Raw genomic sequence first — 17,715 nt, forward strand, 5'->3', positions numbered from 1 at the left:
AACAAAATACTATGCCTCGACCTAGGTTGGGCAAAAAAAAGAAATAAAAGACATGTATTCAACAGTAAAAAACGAATTACGGGAAGAGCTTGAGGCCATTAAGGCCGAGGGACTTTATAAGGAAGAAAGAATAATTACGACTCCCCAGGGCGCGGAGATCAAAACCACCAATACCAAGGAGGTCCTTAATTTTTGTGCCAACAATTATTTGGGTCTTTCAGCACATCCAGACGTTATAAAAGCGGGGAAAGAAGCTATTGATACCCATGGTTTTGGCTTATCTTCAGTACGTTTTATATGCGGTACCCAGGATATCCATAAGGAATTGGAACGCAAGACCGCCGAATTTTTGGGAATGGAGGATTGTATATTGTACGCCGCCGCATTTGATGCCAACGGTGGACTATTTGAACCCATTCTAGGGCCGGAAGACGCCATTATTTCAGATGCACTTAACCATGCCTCAATAATAGATGGTATACGATTGTGCAAGGCCAAGCGATTTAGATATGAGCATAATTCCATGTCCGACCTTGAAGAACAGTTGAAGGCAGCCAAAGGTTCCCGAAGAATTTTGATCGTCACCGATGGTTCTTTTTCAATGGACGGAACCATTGCACAATTGGATAAAATCTGCGATTTGGCGGATAAATATGAGGCCATGGTCATGATAGACGAATGTCACTCTACCGGTTTTTTAGGAGCCACCGGGCGTGGTTCCCATGAATATAGAAATGTAATGGGAAGGATAGATATCATTACCGGAACTTATGGTAAAGCTCTTGGGGGTGCTTCAGGAGGCTTTACAGCGGCGAGAAAAGAAATTGTGGATATGCTGAGACAGCGTTCTAGACCTTACCTATTTTCCAACACTGTTGCGCCCTCAATAGTAGGGGCTTCAATTAAAGTTTTAGATTTATTGGCTTCTTCAACCGCACTTCGCGATAAGTTGGAGGCCAATACTAAATATTTTCGATCTTCCATGACCGCAGCCGGTTTCGATATAGTACCTGGAGATCACCCTATTGTTCCAGTAATGCTTTATGAGGCACCATTGGCCCAGGAGTTCGCGGCCAAATTGTTGGAGGAGGGAATTTATGTAATCGGTTTTTTCTATCCTGTAGTTCCAAAAGGGAAAGCCAGAATTAGGGTGCAGTTGTCCGCAGCCCATGAACAGCACCATTTGGAAAAGGCAGTAGAGGCCTTTACCAAAGTAGGGAAGGCGCTAAAAGTAATTTAAGTCCTGATTTGGAAATGACATTGGATACCTATGAAAGTGTTGTGGGCCAATGCCATTAGGTTTTAAGTTTTGGCCCCTTGTTGGAATCGTACATTTTAATTAAATGATAAACATGTATGATGCAGAAAACTATTCCGGCAATAACAAGGGGCACGGAATTGAGCATAGCACCATAAATAATGTAGAAAAAACTGGAAATTAAATGCCAAAGACGGAATTTGCCCATATCCTTTTTGGTAATGGCAAAGAAACCGGTAAGGATGGCGATATAGCCAATGCTCTCAATTACTAAGTTCGTCATTTTTTAAATTTTTCAAGGTTCTTTCCATATAATCGCTTTGGTTCACTTTTTCTTCAATCTTTAGGAATTCCTCCAAAAAATTGGGACTGTCTTCCAGTAGGTCCATAACGGTCTGCCTTCCTGCGGTCCAATATTTTTCAAAAAGTGGTAATTGTTTATAAGCTTTTTCTGTTAGCGTTAAGATCTGCTTTCTTTTGTCTTCAGTATCGGTCCTAGTTTCTACATGTCCGTTTTTTTTCATTTTATTAATGATTTTTACCACGGCAGGATGTGAGAATTGTAATGTTTCTGATATTTCTGTAATTGTCATGGCTTCATTTTCTTGCAGGAGAATAAAGATCAAGTTCCAGTTGGGTTCTATATCCAGTCCTTCAGATTTGTATAGTTCCTTGGTACTATAGAGTAGGGAATCACTTAATCTCTTAAGCCTACTGGTTAGTCCAACATATTCCATTTCCGTTAAAAAGTCGTTCATGATATTCTAATTAAGTAACTGGTTACGCAAATGTAAATAATTTTCTGTAACTGGTTACATAGTTTGAATTTTTTTGAATAAAATAATTACCCATTTGATCTGTCCGACAGAAAATAGTGGATAATTTATATGGTTGAATATTAGAATTAGAATGTTTAACTTTCAAAAAAATTATAAAGAACCAACCATGCAAAAAAAAACTGCTTTAGCCGTATTGTCGATTATTTCCTCTTTGGGATTATCATCCACCATAATGGCGCAAAATACCCAACACGATCATACCCACCATGCCCATGAAAATAATGACATGGCCCATCATCACCCACATGGCCCTATGGCTTCTGATGAAATTCCAATGCAGGCAAAATTGCTAACGGGTCAAGGTGAGTTTATTTTTTCTTGGGACCAAGAATTAACGGCGGCATTTCCAAAAGAGGCTCATGAATTTGAACCCGGAATGCACGGTGGATTTAATGAGGATCCGCAAACCGGTATTGTTTATACCGGAATTCCCGGCTACGGACTATGTGCCATAAGCCCCGATTTAAAAAAATGGTCAACCATTGGTAATGATCAACGTTTAAAGGATAATATTCATGGTATTGTTTTCTTTGTTCACAAAGGCAAAAAATACCTTGCGGTGGCCCAGGAGGGAAAAAGAGTTCTGGTATTGACCTTGGACGGAACAATAATTAGTGAAATTTTGAAGCCTACCGGAAGTGAATTCAAGTTTGCCGAAGCCAATAAGTTCTTCGGGTCAAAGGATAGTAATTTTGGGGTTACGGATGTTACTTACCTTAATGGTACCCTATATGTGGCCCACGGTTATTCCGCTGGGGATTTCGTGATGACAATTAAAGAAAAGAATGGGGTTTGGAGCTGGGGAAAACTAGCCTGGGGAGGAAAAGGTGATAATCCCGGCCAGTTCCAGACAGCGCACGGTATTTATGCTCACGAAAAACATATTCTAGTAGCCAATAGGGCTGCAGGACAGGTAGTGAAATTTACTAAGAAGGGTAAGTTTGTTGAAACTTTTAATGATATTCCAGAAGGTAGTTTGGTATGTAATGTCTCCTATAAAGCGGAGCACTACTTCTTAAATGCCTTGCAGGCGATTGGCGAACAAAAATCGGCACCTATCTATGTGCATAGCGGTGAGAAGTTGCTTTCTACTGTAATTCCAGGGGATTTGGATATTCCTGTCCTTACAAATATTCATCAGGTTTGGCCGCATATTGTTACGGAAAACGGAACCAAACAATTGTACCTTCTGGTACATGGATGGAACAAAGGAAAATTTGCCGTCTTGAAAATGGAAAAATAAAAAAATGGCCTCCCTGAAAAGGAGGCCATTTAATTTTGTTGTAAAGGAATTATTTGATAGGGGTAAGGACAATATTGCGATAGGCTACATTGCCATGGTCCCCTTGCAAATAGATAGGCCCCGGACTTAAAACATCGGAAGACATGGCTCCACCAGTAGGCCCCCAAACGGGTTGATTGTCGATTATTTTTTTACCGTTAAAGATTACCGTCACATGTCGGTCTACCAGTGTAATATCAAAGGTCTGCCATTCCCCGGCAGGTTTTTCGGCTGCCTCACTGGGGGTAATACGACTATATAAGGCTCCCATATTATGGGAATCCAACTCCTTACCATAGGAATCCACTACCTGAATTTCATAAAGTCCGCGTAGGTAGACCCCACTATTGTTTCCTTCAGGTACATTAACTTCCAGCTTTAGGTTGAAATCCTTAAATTCCTGTAGGGTGCGAATGTTTCCATAGGAAATATGTTCGCCATCTTCTGGTTGAACGGGATTGTTCATCAGCGTGCCGTCTACTACCTTAAAGCCATTGGCTTTTTCTGGATCCATCAATTTCCAACCGCTTAAATCCTTCCCATTGAACAATTTAATCGGTTTTTCATATTTCAACTTGGACAGATCCGGTGTGCTAGGCATGGGCGGCATACGTTTTCCGGTAAAATTTTTAATGGAAACCCCGCTTCCATCCCTATTAGGGCTGCTCATGGTACCCTCCAAGGCATCCCCAACTTTTTTAACTTCCAAAGTATAGGTTATGGTATGGCTGCGATCGGAACTTCTTTTGACCTGATTGGTTCGGGTAACAATCAATGTATTTTCGTCCAATAAATAAACGTTGGACACAGGAACTACACTACCGCCTATCCACAGTAGTTCGGCATCCAAAAACCCTTGATCTTCGTGTACGTTTAGCCAGCCGGCACCCCCGCCTTCAACGTCAAGCCCCCACATACCCATAAAAGGATTGGCAAATATCTGTTGTGCCGTACTATTTGCGAAGCCGTTAAGGGCTATAAATATTAATATCATAGAAGTAATTGTCCGTCTCATTTTAATGTGTTTTAGTATGGTTTAATTAATTAAATGGATTGCTGTTATCTATGGAAGGTAATCAATTATTTAAAATGGATATTCATTTCAACCCGGGAAATTCAATCAAATTCCGCAATGGCAAAACTCCAAAAGCAATACCCTCAGGTAAATACTCAGTTTTTAATAAAAACCATACAGTGTTGCCATGGTAGGTTGTCTATGTTTCTGTGAAGTTTCAACCCGGCAGCTTTCATTTCCTTGATGGCCTGTGCTTCCGTCATTTTGTGTATCTTTTTTATGGGCACCGACCCATCTTCACCCCGGTATTCAATTAAAAACAGTTTCCCATCGGCCTTTAGGGCTTTTTTAATTGAGGTCAACATCTCTGCCGGATAATTAAATTCGTGGTACACATCTACCATAAGTACCTTGTCCAAAGAATTTTCAGCTATGTTTATATTTTTTTCTCCGCCTTTAATCACCCTTACATTTTTAATTTGGTCCCGCTCTGTGCGCTTATTGATCTCTTCCAGCATTTCATCCTGAATATCCACTGCATAGATGAGCCCACGACCGGCCAATTTTGCCATCTTAAAAACATGGTAACCGGAACCTGCACCAATATCAGCTATATTATCCTCTGGTTCAATACCCATATTTAGCAGTAGGGTAGTGGTGTTTTCCTCTTCTTCACGCTCTGGACGGTCTAACCACTGCATTCCCTGATACCCCATTACATAGGCAATTTCCCTACCCATATACCATTTTCCAATACCATTGGGATCACCTTTTTTATAGGTATAATTGGCGTTGGGAGACTTGTCTTGAGCAATTCCCGGTTGCCACGGTAATAAAAACAAGAAAAGCAATAAGGTCTTGGCAACTTTTTTCATAGGGTTTTAAATTTCTAGTTCCTTTGTAAGGGATAATGGTGGGGAAGATTAATTACCCTATTAAAAGTAATGAAATTAATGCATTCCTATCCCTGAAATTGTGGAAAGGCGTTTTGCAATTTTTTTAATTTCCTTTGACGGTTTTCCTAACAAATATTCCAAGACAGTTTAAGTAGCGCTATGCGATGGTCTAAAATTTAATCAGGGCATAATTATTAATTTGATATGCGGTTAAGACCGTCATAGCGGATAGTGCAACCTTTACTTCAGGTAGTAGATCCTCTTTGCTATAGCCCATAGAAGACATTGATTGACCGCATAAATAAACATCTACGCCAATTTCGGAAAGTGTTTTTATTAAATTCCTATTAGGGTTGTCCGTATTGAATTTTTCTTTGTAAACAGTCGGGGACAGTGCATCTTTGGTGGAGCTTCCGTGTAATACAAGAGCTAAGTGAATCTTGTCCTTGGGGACTCCGTATCGCACATGCATATTGTAATAGCGGTGCAGACTAGAGATGATAGGATTGCTAGTACTTGGGTCTGTTTGCTTTCTGTCGATGTCAAAAATTGCCTTTAAGTCCTTCGATGTATCGGGCAGGAAATCCAAATCAGCAATGGAGAATACAGCACCAACATCGTTGAAAACGGGTCCAGTTGTGGGTTCGTTCTTTTGCCCAAAAGTCAAGCTTGTTTGTATAAACATCAGGGATAAAAATAATAGGAGAGGAGATCTATTCTGCATCTTTTATTCGGATAATTGAATAGTAGGTTCCACTTTGGAATATTAGGACAAAGGGTTGGGACTACTATTCGGGTTGGTACTTTTCCAAAAATAAATATTTTGTTTTTATTTCAGACCTTCCCAATTGTATATTTACGAATAGGCATGTGTGACTAGACCTTATTATTCGTTGGATCCTAATATTATAAGTCGCAGGTACATTGACATGCGATAATTGAAGGCACCCCTCCTTTTTATTGGAATTTAAGGCCCAATACCCACACCTATGGGTAGGTTCCTTAAATAAGGGCAGGACTTTTTTCGGGGTTTGTTACTGACATTTAGTTTTGTTTTTATTTAGAATATCTGTTTTTATGTAATCGTTCTTTAAGACAGGGCTCCATATAAAATCGGTAATTTCCGATAGGGTGAAATTATCTTTCGGATCGGTGGAAAGTAGTAATTGGGTAAAATTATCTTCCATTCCCTTTAAGATATCCAAATCGCAGGCAGACAATTCCTCTTTTACCGCCAGGGCTCCGAGTTGGTCAATCTCCATCGGTTTCAGGCCTTTTTTCATTTGTACGGCTACGGCTTTTTGGGTATCCATACGTTGAACCGTAAACAAAGCATCCATATTATTGGATATGTAGAATGTATTGAATTGATATCTACCTCCTGTTATATATATTGCAGCATCGGTAAGGCAGGGAGAAGCTTTACTGACGATTCGGGTATTGGTTCGGTCTACGGTACCATTTGGATATAAATCATTCATTGCCCGTTGCAAAGCAAGATGCCCTACCACCAGTCCATCACAAAGATGGCCATGAAATTTTACCAGGTCATCCAAATCTATATTTTGAATATTCCCTAAACGTCCTTTTGAAAAATCGGTGTCATTGACCTGCATAACAGTTTTAACCAAGGCGTGTTTTTTGGGAAGGTAGAGTTTATAGGAATGGGTGCCCGTGGTAATTTTATCCAAATGTCCCATAAAAGTCTGGTCGTTCTTCAAAAAGTGTATATGTACAAAACTGTTTGACCCTGTGAATATTCCCTGATGCTGTTCCGAATAGAAACCCAATAATTCACCATTATTGTTTTCCAAAAAAAACTTTTGGGATTTTACATCGGGTCTATAGCCTTCAATTTCCGGGCTTCTGGGCGTAACGATATGAGCGGTGATTTGGTTAAATTTCCCTGCAATACGAAAAGCAAATGGTTCTTTTAAATCATAACCTTTACTTATTGCCAATGCAGCCACTTTTTCCTGTATTTCCTGAGTACTATTTATGGGACCATCTAAATGAAATTCTTCCCAGTCCTTTACATTGCTATAGACGAAAAAAGGAGAACGAATATCCCAACTTTGACTAACCACGCCCTTGTCCTTAACAAATGCTGTGGCAAAGAAGGGCTTACCATCAAAAACAGTTATCTCGCCCTTCATTTTATCGTAGGGACCCATTGCGAACAAATTGGATTTATCGGGTAGGGTATCCAGCCAGATCTCAAGGGGATAGGTGGTCCCCATATCTTTCATTGCTCCTTTTGTATGAACTTTTGGAGTGTTTTGCGCTATTGAGCTTTGAAGTGAAAAGGCAATTGATACCAAGATTAAAACTAGTTTTTTCATGGGTCTTTACAATTGGTTATAAAATAAGATTAAAAAGATATCCTGAAATGATGATGCAGACTGTCACAATCCCAAAAAAGATGGCAATTAACTTTAGGGACATTACTTTTTTAAGCAAAGTAGCTTCTGGAATGGATAAGCCTACCGTTGCCATCATAAAGGCGATGGCAGTGCCTAGCGGTACCCCTTTGGCTACAAAGACCTGAATGATAGGAACAATTCCGGCGGCATTGGCATACATGGGTACTGCAACAAGTACAGCAAGGGGAACAGTCCACCATTGGCCACCTCCCAAATAGGTATTAAAAAAGTTTTCCGGAACATAGCCGTGCATTGCGGCACCGATTGCAATCCCGATAACCACATAAAGAAGCACACCTTTTACAATATCCCAGGCACCACGTGAAATTTCAGGCAGTCGTTGGTAGAAAGTTTGTTTTGCCCCTTCGTATTCGCCATGTTGCATTTTATTTTCAAGTATCTTTTTTACCCAATCCGAAAGTAAAGGTTCCAAGTTAAATTTGCCAAGTAGCCAACCACCAATAGTACCTAAAACAATACCTGAAATAGCATAAATCAGGGTAGCTTTTACGCCAAACATACCAAGAAACATGGCCACGGCAACTTCATTCACTAAAGGAGAGGTGATCAAAAAAGAGAAGGTGACAGCTAAGGGAATTCCTCCTTGTACAAATCCAATAAACAGTGGTACCGAAGAGCAGGAGCAAAAAGGAGTTATTGCACCAAATACGGAAGAAAAAAAGTATTCCAAACCGTAAAGTTTCTTTTTATTCAAATAGTCTTTTAGTCGTTCTATAGGAAAATAAGCATTCACTATTCCCATAATAAAAACAACAAAAAATAGGAGAATAAGAATTTTGAGGGTATCATACACAAAGAAATTCAGGGCAGTTCCCAAATGGGTTTCTGCCCCAACCTTAAAAAGAGTATATATAAGCCAATCGGCAAAATGTTGTAACCAATCAAACATGTTCAATAATGTCTATAGTTCCTAAAATTGTGCAAGAAAGTTTTAAGGTATTGTAGATAGTGCCAAACTTTTCAAGGTTCTTTTTAAGTAAATCTGTATTCAATCTTTTATCGTTGCTATAGATGGTCAAACTGTAAACGATATTGTCTATCCTAGGTGGATTTTCAAGTCGTGTAGCATTGACCTCAAGAGTGGCTTTCGTAAAACTAAAATTCATCATACCGGAAAAACGTTCCACATTTTTCAATATACAGGCAGCAAATGACCCCAATAATAATTCGGCGGGATTGGGCAAGATTTCAGCAGTATTTGGAGTTGTTCCAAAATCTATATTGGATTCCTTAATATGAACAACGGCATCCTGATTTGATATAGATGATGCCTTGATTTGATAATTCATAAAACTCATTATAATTAGTTTAATAGTGCCAGTACCTCATCTTTTGATGGTACCCGGCCTTTAATGGTAATAACATCATCTATGACCAATGCTGGTGTTGTCATTACATTGTACTTCATTATTTCCATGATGTCCTCAACTTTCTCAATAGTAGCATCAATGTTGTTTTCGGAGATCACCTTTTGGACTACTCCGGTCATGGACTGGCATTTGGGACAACCTGTCCCCAATATTTTAATTACTTTGCTCATAATACTAATTTTAGTTTATCGCCAATAGACGATGCGATTGTTGAAAAATATCAATCGAAAAATTTCTGAAACAACGATTTTGCAATGTTCCAATTTTCCTGATCGATACAGTACTTTATTTTGGGCGGCTTTAATTCTCCTTGAATAAGACCGGCATTTTTCAATTCCTTTAGATGTTGGGAAACGGTAGATTGCGCCAAAGGAAATACATCGACCAAATCGCCTGTGAAACAACAGGATTGGTTTTCAAGATGCTTTAAAATGGCAATACGCGTTGGATGCCCTAAGGCTTTTGCAAATTTTGCCAAAGCTTCCGTGTCTTCCTTGTATTCTATATGTTCTAAACTTCGTTTCATTTCTCTAACTCCAATGTTTTGTTGTTACCTAGCAATTAGTAAATAAATAGTTATTGATAATGACAATATTTTGGTGTCTGCTTTCTTAAACTTATTAATTCTGTTAGTAGTAGCTTAAGGCCTATCCCGTATAATCTATTGCTTATCGCAAATATACGATTGGACTTTAAATGGAAATGTGACTTTTATCACATTAATCCAATATTATTTGTCTATTGGAAAAAGGTCCCTTTACTTTTAATTAAGATTTTAGAGTTTGGATTTTCATTGCTAAGCACATTCGTCACTTCCTTAGCTTGGTTTCCCTAATATATGGATTGCTATATAGAGTCTTTTAATTAATTCCGATAGTTTATTATTGGATTGCTCTTTTGCGAGTTAAAAATTATAGAATTCAGACTTTATATATTTAAATAATTCAAGTATGCTCAAAATGTAAACTTAATTTTATGAATAATTTAATTAACATTCCATTTAACAGTATTTTGATGTATTATATTTTACATAATTATACATTTACTGTGAATTTTTTAATAAAATTAAATTTTTTCAATAAAATTGATAATCCATTCAAAACGTGTTTTTTCAAGCTTTTTGTCCCTCGTTTTTATGTTGGGACTGGTTCATGGGATTGTATCAAAATATTCCGCTGATACCATTATGGTCTTTGAGTTGGAACAGCAGGATAATCAGGATGGATCCGAATCCGATCTGGATGAGGAAGTAATTGATTTTAGTCTTCCCAATAAACAAATGCTTCTGACCAAGTTTCTCTTTAGAAGCAATAGGTTTGAGATACGAACGAGTTCTAATATGGAAATCCAAATTATTGGAATTTCCCAGCCAACCCCTCCACCGGAGCATATAGGTTAATAATCTATTTTACGCTTACCATAAAACATAAAAGTTATGGTAACAGCCTATCGTTAATTATTAATCATATAGGACCATCCGCATGTTAACTATACAGGACGGGTCTATATACCTTTATTTTCTAATCTTATATTTCCATGAATTTATTTAAACACTGGAAAAAAGACTTGCCATCAAGTCTAGTAGTTTTCTTTGTAGCATTGCCTTTATGTTTGGGTGTGGCCCTGGCCAGTGGGGCACCCCCGTTTGCAGGTCTTATTGCCGGTCTGATTGGCGGGGTACTGGTAGGTTACCTATCAGGTTCCGCCATAGGGGTCAGCGGACCGGCCGCAGGGCTGGTGGTAATTGTCTTAAACGCCATAACCGAATTGGGCAGCTATGAACTTTTTCTTACTGCCGTAATTTTGGCAGGGATCATCCAAATTCTACTAGGTATTTTTCGTGCTGGTGTAATTGGCTATTATTTCCCTTCGGCAGTTATAAAGGGAATGCTTAGCGCAATAGGAATCATGATTTTTATACAACAGATTCCATTGGCTTTAGGATTTAGTGGCGATGTCAACACCGATAGAATCAATTTAAGTGGACTTCATGATCAATTTACCCCTGGAGCCATATTGATTACTTTGGTATCATTGGGCATACTATTGGTTTGGGATGAAGTCTTGGCTAAAAAAAATAAAATGTTCAAGTTAATTCCTGCCCCGCTTATTGCGGTAATAGTTGGAATAATCCTCTATGTTACTGTTGGGACATCAGGTTTCTTGACCCTGCATGAAAGTCAGTTGGTAAGTGTACCCGTTCCTAAGGATTTTTCGTCTTTTATGGGACAGTTTACACTACCTGACTTTTCCTCCCTGGCCAATGGATCGGTTTATGTAATTGCCTTTACCATCGCCATTGTAGCAAGTCTTGAGACTTTATTGAGTGTGGAGGCCACGGACAAATTGGATCCCTATAAGAGACAGACACCTACGAACAGGGAATTGATTGCCCAGGGAATTGGAAACAGTATTTCAGGATTGATCGGTGGTATACCAATAACACAAGTGGTTGTTCGTAGTACGGCGAACGTGATGAGTGGGGCAATGTCCAAACTCTCCGCTATTTTACATGGATTCCTGATCTTGCTAAGTGTCATTGCCATACCTACCTTGCTCAATCTCATTCCCCAGGCTGTTTTGGCCAGTGTTCTTTTGGTAATAGGTTATAAACTGGCCAACCCCAAGTCGTTTGTACAGATGTATAGATTGGGTAGGGCCCAATTCATTCCCTTTATTGTAACGGTAATAGGCATTGTGGCCACCGACTTGTTGAAGGGTATACTAATAGGGTTGACCATTGGGTTGATCGTTGTGCTTTTAAAGTCTTACTACAATTCACATCACGTGCTCCTAAAGGAATACCAAGGGAAACAAAATTTATTTCATATCAACTTTGCCGAGGAGGTAACCTTTATAAATAAAGGGCCTATCATGAAGGAGTTGGATGCTTTGGAAAAGGATTCCTACCTGGAACTGGATTTTAGAAAGACCAAAATTCTAGACTACGATATCTTGGAGTACTTGGATGAATTTTCAATCAAGGCGAAGAACAATAACATCAATATTAAAATGATTGCAGAAAAGGAAACCTTGGATAATCCTGAAAGTTTCAGGAAATATTTCGGACATCAGGTATTTCAATTAGGCCATTAATAGCAAAACGAAAACAACATGAAAACAGAATTTTATAAAAGCTTGATCGAGAATAATAGTAAGTGGGTGCAATCCAAGTTGGATAGTGACCCGGAATTTTTCAAAAAACTGGAAAAGGGACAGCAACCCCCTTTGTTATGGATTGGATGTTCGGACAGTCGGGTACCTGCCAATGAGATTATCGGGGCCAAACCAGGAGAGGTTTTTGTGCATAGAAACATTGCCAATATGGTGGTACATTCCGACATGAATATGCTCAGCGTCCTGGACTATGCGGTCAACGTACTTAAGATAAAACACATAATTGTTTGTGGACATTACGGTTGTGGGGGTGTAAAGGCCGCTATGGGCAGTAAGTCATATGGTCTTGCAGATAATTGGATTCGTCATATCAGGGATGTTTACAGACACCACCAAGTTGCATTGGGAGTAATAAAGGGGGAAGAGGAACTCTTTGAACGGTTTGTTGAATACAACGCTATGGAACAGGTATACAATCTGGCGAAAACTTCAATTGTTCAAAATGCATGGGAAAGAAAGCAGGATCTTTACCTGCATGGATGGGTTTATGGTGTTGGAACGGGAATTGTCAAGGATTTGGAAGTCAACTTCAGCTGTAATACCCAATTAGAGGAGTTTTATAAGCTGGAAATCATTTAAATTAGAAACCCTTGGTGTATTTTAAAATATTGGAAAAATATCAATGTTTTTATAGTCCATATAGTTTAGTTGCACTAAGGGTAAATTTTACCTATTATTGATGATATAAAAATTGAGTCAAAAGTTGATCAAGATAGGAGGCAACATAATTAACCTTCTGCCACATTGGTAGATACTTTTATAGGTGATGAGTAGTTTCAAATTATTAATATATAGCTAACCTTCCTTTCATCCTACCTATAAACATATTAGATTAACTTGGCAGTATAGTTACCAGCAGTATGAAATTAAAAAGCATTTTACTTTCTTTTTCTCCATTTTTCTGTATAATGATCTGCGGATATGGGGTGTTTGCCCAAGAAACCAATACCCCGGAGCTTTATTTGGAGCCTATTTTTCATGTGAATTACGGGGATGCTACCGCGGATAAACCCCAGTCAAAATCATGGACAAACCAATATGGGCAGTGGGTAATAGTAGGGGATGGGGATGGTCCCAAATTATTGAAAAAGGAGACTTCTTCCTGGGCGAGTCAATTTGAAGTAAATAAGGCCTGGCATAATTTACCCAGTAGGGCAGACGTATATAGTACAGGTGATGACGCGCATATAGTCTTGGTTGGGGAATGTGTTTTGGATGTAGTTCAAATAAGGTATTCCCGCAAAAGCAAACAATACGAACATCAGTGGAAGGAATCCCTTCCTATTCCACAGGACTGTGAATCCCTTGAAACTGCTACCATTACCCGAGATTCCAAAAACCAATTTTGGGTGGTTGCGGATGTGAACCAAAGAATTATGGTTTGGCATTCCAAGAATGGCAGGGATTGGTCGGAACCCTTTACACTGGCACAAGACATTAATAAAGACGATATTTCCTTAATAGTCAGTCTAAAAAATCAAGTATCCGTTATCTGGTCCAACCAAAACAGTCAATCTATCATTGAGCGAATCCACATTGATGGGGAAGAGCCCAATAACTGGTCGGAGCCCATAATTGTTCAACAGGGCGATAATAATGCAGACGATCACTTGAATGCTACTGTATTTAAAAATGGGGAAATGGCCTTGGTTACCAAGAACAGCGTGGATCAAATTAATCAACCTCAGTTTGTATTACGGATAAGGGACAAGGAGGGAAGATGGACCAACATTCCGTACGAGAACCTCACTGCTCAAAGAAGTCCTTCCCGTCCTATTATTAATCATGTTGAATCCGGAAAAATATATGAAGCACACGCCGTAAAAAATAGAGAGAATAATTTATATATTATTTCAGTCAATGAAATAGTAAAAAAGAAAGATGGCTGGGAGTTTCGGGAACTCATCCAATTAAAAACCAAAATAAAAGGGAAAAATGGTGATGTTACGTCCAGTAAGGCCAGTTTTTTTCCCAAGGAGGCCAAACTTATATTTTTTTCCGATGATTTAGGCAATATATATTCGTTTGACCTTGATAGCTTATAGCTGGAATATTGTCGGAAAACCATTGTGAATTGAAATATAACAACCGAACTCTTAAATCTTCAGTTTAGACCTACGTGTTAAAACCTTCTATCGTAAAATGTTGGTCTTCGGATAATTATGTCGTAGCGGAAACTTTCCTAGCAAAAGAGCCTACCTACGATCGGTGTTGTTATATATCCCAAATTCAGAAATTGTGAATATCTATTTAAGGAATAGGGGGGCAAATTTTTCTTTAAGGACTATTTTTGGCATCCTTAAAAAAACATAGATATGAGTCAGACTTGGTACGAGTGCAAGGTAAAATACAGAAAAATCCATGAAACTGGAGAACAGAAAGTAACAACGGAAACTTATTTGTTGGATGCGATATCGTATACCGAAGCGGAGAGCAGAATAAACGAAGAGATGGCCGCTTATACTAGTGAAGAATTCTTGATTACCAATATAAAAGTTGCTAATTTTTCGGAGGTGCATCCTTTTGAGAATTCCGATCGCTGGTTTAAATCAAAGGTGGCTTTAATTGCCTTTGACGAGAATAGTGGTAAGGAAAGAAAAACCAATACTTATTTATTGGTACAGGCCAATGATGTAAAGGAAGCCTATGACAATACCATACAGGCCATGAAAGGTACCATGGGCGATTACACCATTCCTGTAATATCGGAATCTCCGATCATGGATGTATTTCCATATTTTTCAGGCGAAGAAGGGGATATGGACCAATTGGAAAAGTTTAATGCCCTAAAGGCTTCAACTTCGGAGTCCAACGCACTTAATGAGGACTTGGAAGCTTTGGATACTTTTGAAAACGAAGAAGCCTTGGCAGTTGGAGCATTGGAAGGGGAAGAGGAGTAGATCAAATTTCTTAGGGTTAATATTATAAAGAGGGCTATCTAGCCCTCTTTTTGTTTCTGGGACCCGTATTTAAGAAACCACGGGCATATTGAAATTTTATAAAATAACAAACCCCGCTACAATGGCGGGGTTTCTAGTTTATTACCCGGTTCCTTAAAGAGGACCAATATTGGCCTTTGTTTTTAGGTTGTTAGGGCTTCGCGTTTTTTCTTTTTGTTCAACACTCTATCCAGTACGGTATCCTTATCCAACTTTTTGGTACAGAAGAACCAATCCTTACAATCTATTTCACTGTCTTCCATTCTGTCTTTGGCTGTACCACAAGAACCGGCGGGTCCCACTATTACATCATCTCCCGGACGCCAATCGGCAGGAGTGGCAACTCCAAATTCGTCAGCGGCCTGCAACGCAATGATTACTCTGTATAGTTCATCAAAGTTTCTACCCAAACTTAAAGGATAATAAATAATAGTTCTTATTATCCCCTTTGGATCAATAAAGAAAACAGCTCTAACCGCTTTTGTTGAATCTTCATTGGGTTGGATCATTCCATATTTTTTGGCAACTTCCATGGTAATGTCTTCAATTAAAGGAAAATTTACTTCAACATTTTTCATCCCTTTGTATTCTATTTTTTCCTTTATGGTACGTAACCATGCAATATGGCTGTACAAACCATCTATTGAAAGACCAACAAGCTTACAATTGGCTTCTGCAAACTTATCTTCCATTGTAGCAAAGGTCATAAACTCCGAGGTACAAACAGGAGTAAAGTCGGCCGGATGACTAAATAGGATTACCCAGTCGCCTTTGTAATCACTAGGGAAATTTATATTACCTTGTGTTGTAACAGCTTTAAATTCTGGTGCAGCATCCCCAATTCGTGGCATGCTGATGTGTTCGTTTACTTGATCTTGTTCCATTGTTCTATATTTAGAATATTTATGGAACTAAGGTATTTGAATTATAAGTTTTGCACAGTGACCAATGTTACACACCTTCAATTAATTGTAAATGGTAGGATAAATTCATTTACCATGTCATACGGAATATTATGGCCCCTTTTTAAGAAATTATAAACTGTTCTACAATAGGATCCCTCCTGAAGCCTCTATGCGTTGACCGTTGATCCAGCGGGCATCCTCGGTACACAAAAATGCCACCACACCGCCAATATCTTCAGGTTCTCCTACTCTTCCCAAGGCAGTGGCAGCGGTTACAGCCTTTCTTTTTTGCTCGTTTGTTTTGTTCTCTCCACCACCAAAATCCGTTGCTACTGCCCCTGGAGCCACAACATTTGCGGTAATTTTTCTATGTGCCAATTCTTTGGCCAGGTATCTGGTAAATACTTCTACAGCAGCTTTAGTTGGGGCATAGGCCGATGAATTTGGAAAAGTAAATCTGGTTAGACCGGAAGAAATGTTAATAATTCTACTACCGTCATTTAAATAGGGCAGGGCCTTTTGGGTTAGGAAATAGACTCCCTTGAAATGAACATTGACCATTTCATCAAACTGTTCTTCCGTGGTTTCGATAAAAGGTTGATAAATTCCGGTACCGGCATTGTTTATCAAAAAATCGAATTTTTCCTTAGCTGTTTCGGTTTTTAGATAAGTGGAAAGCTGATTGAAGAATTGATCAAAGGAATTAATCTTAGCGGTGTCCAATTGTAGCGCATGCGCCAATCTGCCCATGTTCCTTATCTCGGCCACAACTTTATCTGCCGCCGATTTGTTGGAGTGGTAGGTAATAATGACATCGATTCCTTTTTTTGCGATATTAATGGCCATATCCTTACCTAGGCCTCGACTTCCTCCTGTTACTACTGCAATTTTGTTTTCAGGCATTATAATGGATTTTTGTTTTTGTAAAATTCGGGAATATTATAGAAATGGACCAGCTCCCTCTTAATTTTATAGCAGGAATGTTATCTCGTTTTTAGTTTGGATTGATATGATAGCTTATTGTTTTGTACTGACTTATGCAGGACAAGAGAGGAGCGACTTTGGCTTATTGGGTTGTTTTTATTTTTTCCTTTTTAACAATTATAAAACAAAGAATGGATGAAACCAGGGTCAAAATACCTCCCAAAATTAATTCTATCAAACTTTTGGCGAACATATTGCCTATCGTATTCAGGGCAAAAAAGACCACAAATATCCATATGAGTATATCAACGACCTTATTTCTTTTTCCACTCTCCAAAAGTTTGTATTTAATGGACAGTATCAAAATCATGAAGAGATTGATCAGGATGGAAAAAGCTTCAAAGGCTTTCATTTCCTCAACAGAATTTAATTTACCTGCCCAGACTTTATCATAGGGTATTTGCTCCGTGAAAATTAATACATGAAATATTAAAAGTGTTCCCAGCAATAGGAACATAATTTTCAAGGCAATTCTTTTATTCATTTTAGCACAAATTTTAAATGCTTAAAACTATTAATATTTAGTCTTAAGAATACAGAAATCATAGTTAAATGGGGTCAAACAGGGCTTATTATTAGGCGTTGTGTTTATTTTGGGCAACATGG

20 protein-coding genes are annotated in these 17,715 nt (G+C 38.7%); 7 read left to right on the forward strand and 13 right to left on the reverse strand.

From position 1 onward, the window contains the following. Positions 1-52 precede the first annotated feature (52 nt). Positions 53-1,240 (forward strand): glycine C-acetyltransferase, encoded by a 1,188-nt coding sequence (kbl, locus tag KO529_RS16835; protein ID WP_215949030.1) that lies wholly within the window; start codon positions 53-55, stop codon positions 1,238-1,240. A 55-nt stretch (positions 1,241-1,295) separates the two neighbouring features. Here the strand turns inward: kbl and KO529_RS16840 are convergent, their stop codons facing one another. Both KO529_RS16840 and KO529_RS16845 read right to left on the reverse strand, forming a co-directional pair. Next, the gene (locus KO529_RS16840) at positions 1,296-1,541 is read right to left on the reverse strand and encodes a YgjV family protein (RefSeq protein WP_072861693.1); all 246 of its coding nucleotides are present in this window, start codon (positions 1,539-1,541) and stop codon (positions 1,296-1,298) included. Then, positions 1,522-2,016 carry a MarR family winged helix-turn-helix transcriptional regulator gene (locus tag KO529_RS16845; protein ID WP_215949031.1) on the reverse strand — a complete coding sequence of 165 codons (495 nt, stop codon included), beginning with the start codon at positions 2,014-2,016 and terminating at the stop codon, positions 1,522-1,524. The genes KO529_RS16840 and KO529_RS16845 overlap by 20 nt, the downstream gene beginning before the upstream one ends. A gap of 187 nt (positions 2,017-2,203) precedes the next feature. Between KO529_RS16845 and KO529_RS16850 the strand changes: the two genes are divergently transcribed. Beyond that, a complete protein-coding gene (locus KO529_RS16850; protein ID WP_215949032.1) occupies positions 2,204-3,340 on the forward strand; it encodes a hypothetical protein in 1,137 nt (378 codons plus the stop codon). A 49-nt stretch (positions 3,341-3,389) separates the two neighbouring features. Here KO529_RS16850 and KO529_RS16855 read toward each other — a convergent pair whose 3' ends face one another. The 8 genes from KO529_RS16855 to KO529_RS16890 form a co-directional block, all read right to left on the reverse strand. Next, positions 3,390-4,394 (reverse strand): 3-keto-disaccharide hydrolase, encoded by a 1,005-nt coding sequence (locus KO529_RS16855; protein ID WP_215949033.1) that lies wholly within the window; start codon positions 4,392-4,394, stop codon positions 3,390-3,392. A 155-nt stretch (positions 4,395-4,549) separates the two neighbouring features. After that, a complete protein-coding gene (locus KO529_RS16860) occupies positions 4,550-5,269 on the reverse strand; it encodes a class I SAM-dependent methyltransferase (protein WP_215949034.1) in 720 nt (239 codons plus the stop codon). 190 nt (positions 5,270-5,459) lie between these two features. Then, positions 5,460-5,975 carry a DsrE family protein gene (locus KO529_RS16865; protein WP_215949035.1) on the reverse strand — a complete coding sequence of 172 codons (516 nt, stop codon included), beginning with the start codon at positions 5,973-5,975 and terminating at the stop codon, positions 5,460-5,462. A gap of 349 nt (positions 5,976-6,324) precedes the next feature. Continuing rightward, positions 6,325-7,632: an FmdE family protein gene (locus tag KO529_RS16870; RefSeq protein ID WP_215949036.1), complete on the reverse strand. Its 1,308-nt coding sequence runs from the start codon at positions 7,630-7,632 to the stop codon at positions 6,325-6,327. 16 nt (positions 7,633-7,648) lie between these two features. Next, entirely contained in the window at positions 7,649-8,623 is a 975-nt protein-coding gene (locus KO529_RS16875) for a permease (RefSeq protein WP_215949037.1), read from the reverse strand. After that, complete coding sequence (locus KO529_RS16880) at positions 8,616-9,032, reverse strand: OsmC family protein (RefSeq protein WP_252734443.1); 417 nt, start codon at positions 9,030-9,032, stop codon at positions 8,616-8,618. Before KO529_RS16880 ends, KO529_RS16875 begins: the two co-directional genes overlap by 8 nt. A 5-nt stretch (positions 9,033-9,037) precedes the next feature. Then, positions 9,038-9,274, reverse strand: a complete 237-nt coding sequence (locus tag KO529_RS16885) for a thioredoxin family protein (RefSeq protein WP_215949038.1) — start codon at positions 9,272-9,274, stop codon at positions 9,038-9,040. 50 nt (positions 9,275-9,324) lie between these two features. Next, positions 9,325-9,630 (reverse strand): ArsR/SmtB family transcription factor, encoded by a 306-nt coding sequence (locus tag KO529_RS16890; protein WP_111623055.1) that lies wholly within the window; start codon positions 9,628-9,630, stop codon positions 9,325-9,327. A 609-nt stretch (positions 9,631-10,239) separates the two neighbouring features. Between KO529_RS16890 and KO529_RS16895 the strand changes: the two genes are divergently transcribed. The 5 genes from KO529_RS16895 (at position 10,240) to KO529_RS16915 (ending at position 15,181) form a co-directional block, all read left to right on the forward strand. Next, positions 10,240-10,503, forward strand: a complete 264-nt coding sequence (locus KO529_RS16895; RefSeq protein ID WP_215949039.1) for a hypothetical protein — start codon at positions 10,240-10,242, stop codon at positions 10,501-10,503. A gap of 137 nt (positions 10,504-10,640) precedes the next feature. Next, entirely contained in the window at positions 10,641-12,200 is a 1,560-nt protein-coding gene (locus KO529_RS16900; RefSeq protein WP_215949040.1) for a SulP family inorganic anion transporter, read from the forward strand. Between the two features lie 18 nt (positions 12,201-12,218). After that, complete coding sequence (can, locus tag KO529_RS16905) at positions 12,219-12,860, forward strand: carbonate dehydratase (RefSeq protein WP_215949041.1); 642 nt, start codon at positions 12,219-12,221, stop codon at positions 12,858-12,860. A 281-nt stretch (positions 12,861-13,141) separates the two neighbouring features. Then, complete coding sequence (locus KO529_RS16910; RefSeq protein ID WP_215949042.1) at positions 13,142-14,326, forward strand: hypothetical protein; 1,185 nt, start codon at positions 13,142-13,144, stop codon at positions 14,324-14,326. A 270-nt stretch (positions 14,327-14,596) separates the two neighbouring features. Then, positions 14,597-15,181 (forward strand): DUF4494 domain-containing protein, encoded by a 585-nt coding sequence (locus KO529_RS16915; RefSeq protein WP_215949043.1) that lies wholly within the window; start codon positions 14,597-14,599, stop codon positions 15,179-15,181. Positions 15,182-15,363: 182 nt separating this feature from the next. On the opposite strand, the gene KO529_RS16920 is transcribed toward KO529_RS16915, so the two are convergent. From KO529_RS16920 to KO529_RS16930, 3 genes are all read right to left on the reverse strand, one after another. Further along, a complete protein-coding gene (locus tag KO529_RS16920; RefSeq protein WP_215949044.1) occupies positions 15,364-16,104 on the reverse strand; it encodes a peroxiredoxin in 741 nt (246 codons plus the stop codon). Between the two features lie 162 nt (positions 16,105-16,266). Next, positions 16,267-17,028: an SDR family oxidoreductase gene (locus KO529_RS16925; RefSeq protein WP_215949045.1), complete on the reverse strand. Its 762-nt coding sequence runs from the start codon at positions 17,026-17,028 to the stop codon at positions 16,267-16,269. 163 nt (positions 17,029-17,191) lie between these two features. Beyond that, complete coding sequence (locus KO529_RS16930) at positions 17,192-17,593, reverse strand: hypothetical protein (protein ID WP_215949046.1); 402 nt, start codon at positions 17,591-17,593, stop codon at positions 17,192-17,194. Positions 17,594-17,715 lie beyond the last annotated feature (122 nt).

Source organism: Arenibacter algicola (genome assembly GCF_018860365.1).
In the GTDB taxonomy this organism is placed as follows: Bacteria; Bacteroidota; Bacteroidia; order Flavobacteriales; family Flavobacteriaceae; genus Arenibacter; species Arenibacter algicola_B.

Bases quoted from the DNA above. Each gene is read 5' to 3' on its own strand.
- kbl (WP_215949030.1), top strand. From the start codon at position 53: ATGTATTCAACAGTAAAAAACGAATTACGGGAAGAGCTTGAGGCCATT.
- KO529_RS16845 (WP_215949031.1), bottom strand. From the start codon at position 2,016: ATGAACGACTTTTTAACGGAAATGGAATATGTTGGACTAACCAGTAGG.
- KO529_RS16925 (WP_215949045.1), bottom strand. From the start codon at position 17,028: ATGCCTGAAAACAAAATTGCAGTAGTAACAGGAGGAAGTCGAGGCCTA.
- KO529_RS16865 (WP_215949035.1), bottom strand. From the start codon at position 5,975: ATGTTTATACAAACAAGCTTGACTTTTGGGCAAAAGAACGAACCCACA.
- KO529_RS16885 (WP_215949038.1), bottom strand. From the start codon at position 9,274: ATGAGCAAAGTAATTAAAATATTGGGGACAGGTTGTCCCAAATGCCAG.
- KO529_RS16915 (WP_215949043.1), top strand. From the start codon at position 14,597: ATGAGTCAGACTTGGTACGAGTGCAAGGTAAAATACAGAAAAATCCAT.
- KO529_RS16850 (WP_215949032.1), top strand. From the start codon at position 2,204: ATGCAAAAAAAAACTGCTTTAGCCGTATTGTCGATTATTTCCTCTTTG.
- KO529_RS16895 (WP_215949039.1), top strand. From the start codon at position 10,240: ATGTTGGGACTGGTTCATGGGATTGTATCAAAATATTCCGCTGATACC.
- KO529_RS16870 (WP_215949036.1), bottom strand. From the start codon at position 7,632: ATGAAAAAACTAGTTTTAATCTTGGTATCAATTGCCTTTTCACTTCAA.
- KO529_RS16930 (WP_215949046.1), bottom strand. From the start codon at position 17,593: ATGAATAAAAGAATTGCCTTGAAAATTATGTTCCTATTGCTGGGAACA.
- KO529_RS16875 (WP_215949037.1), bottom strand. From the start codon at position 8,623: ATGTTTGATTGGTTACAACATTTTGCCGATTGGCTTATATATACTCTT.
- KO529_RS16840 (WP_072861693.1), bottom strand. From the start codon at position 1,541: ATGACGAACTTAGTAATTGAGAGCATTGGCTATATCGCCATCCTTACC.
- KO529_RS16855 (WP_215949033.1), bottom strand. From the start codon at position 4,394: ATGAGACGGACAATTACTTCTATGATATTAATATTTATAGCCCTTAAC.
- can (WP_215949041.1), top strand. From the start codon at position 12,219: ATGAAAACAGAATTTTATAAAAGCTTGATCGAGAATAATAGTAAGTGG.
- KO529_RS16910 (WP_215949042.1), top strand. From the start codon at position 13,142: ATGAAATTAAAAAGCATTTTACTTTCTTTTTCTCCATTTTTCTGTATA.
- KO529_RS16920 (WP_215949044.1), bottom strand. From the start codon at position 16,104: ATGGAACAAGATCAAGTAAACGAACACATCAGCATGCCACGAATTGGG.
- KO529_RS16900 (WP_215949040.1), top strand. From the start codon at position 10,641: ATGAATTTATTTAAACACTGGAAAAAAGACTTGCCATCAAGTCTAGTA.
- KO529_RS16890 (WP_111623055.1), bottom strand. From the start codon at position 9,630: ATGAAACGAAGTTTAGAACATATAGAATACAAGGAAGACACGGAAGCT.
- KO529_RS16860 (WP_215949034.1), bottom strand. From the start codon at position 5,269: ATGAAAAAAGTTGCCAAGACCTTATTGCTTTTCTTGTTTTTATTACCG.
- KO529_RS16880 (WP_252734443.1), bottom strand. From the start codon at position 9,032: ATGAGTTTTATGAATTATCAAATCAAGGCATCATCTATATCAAATCAG.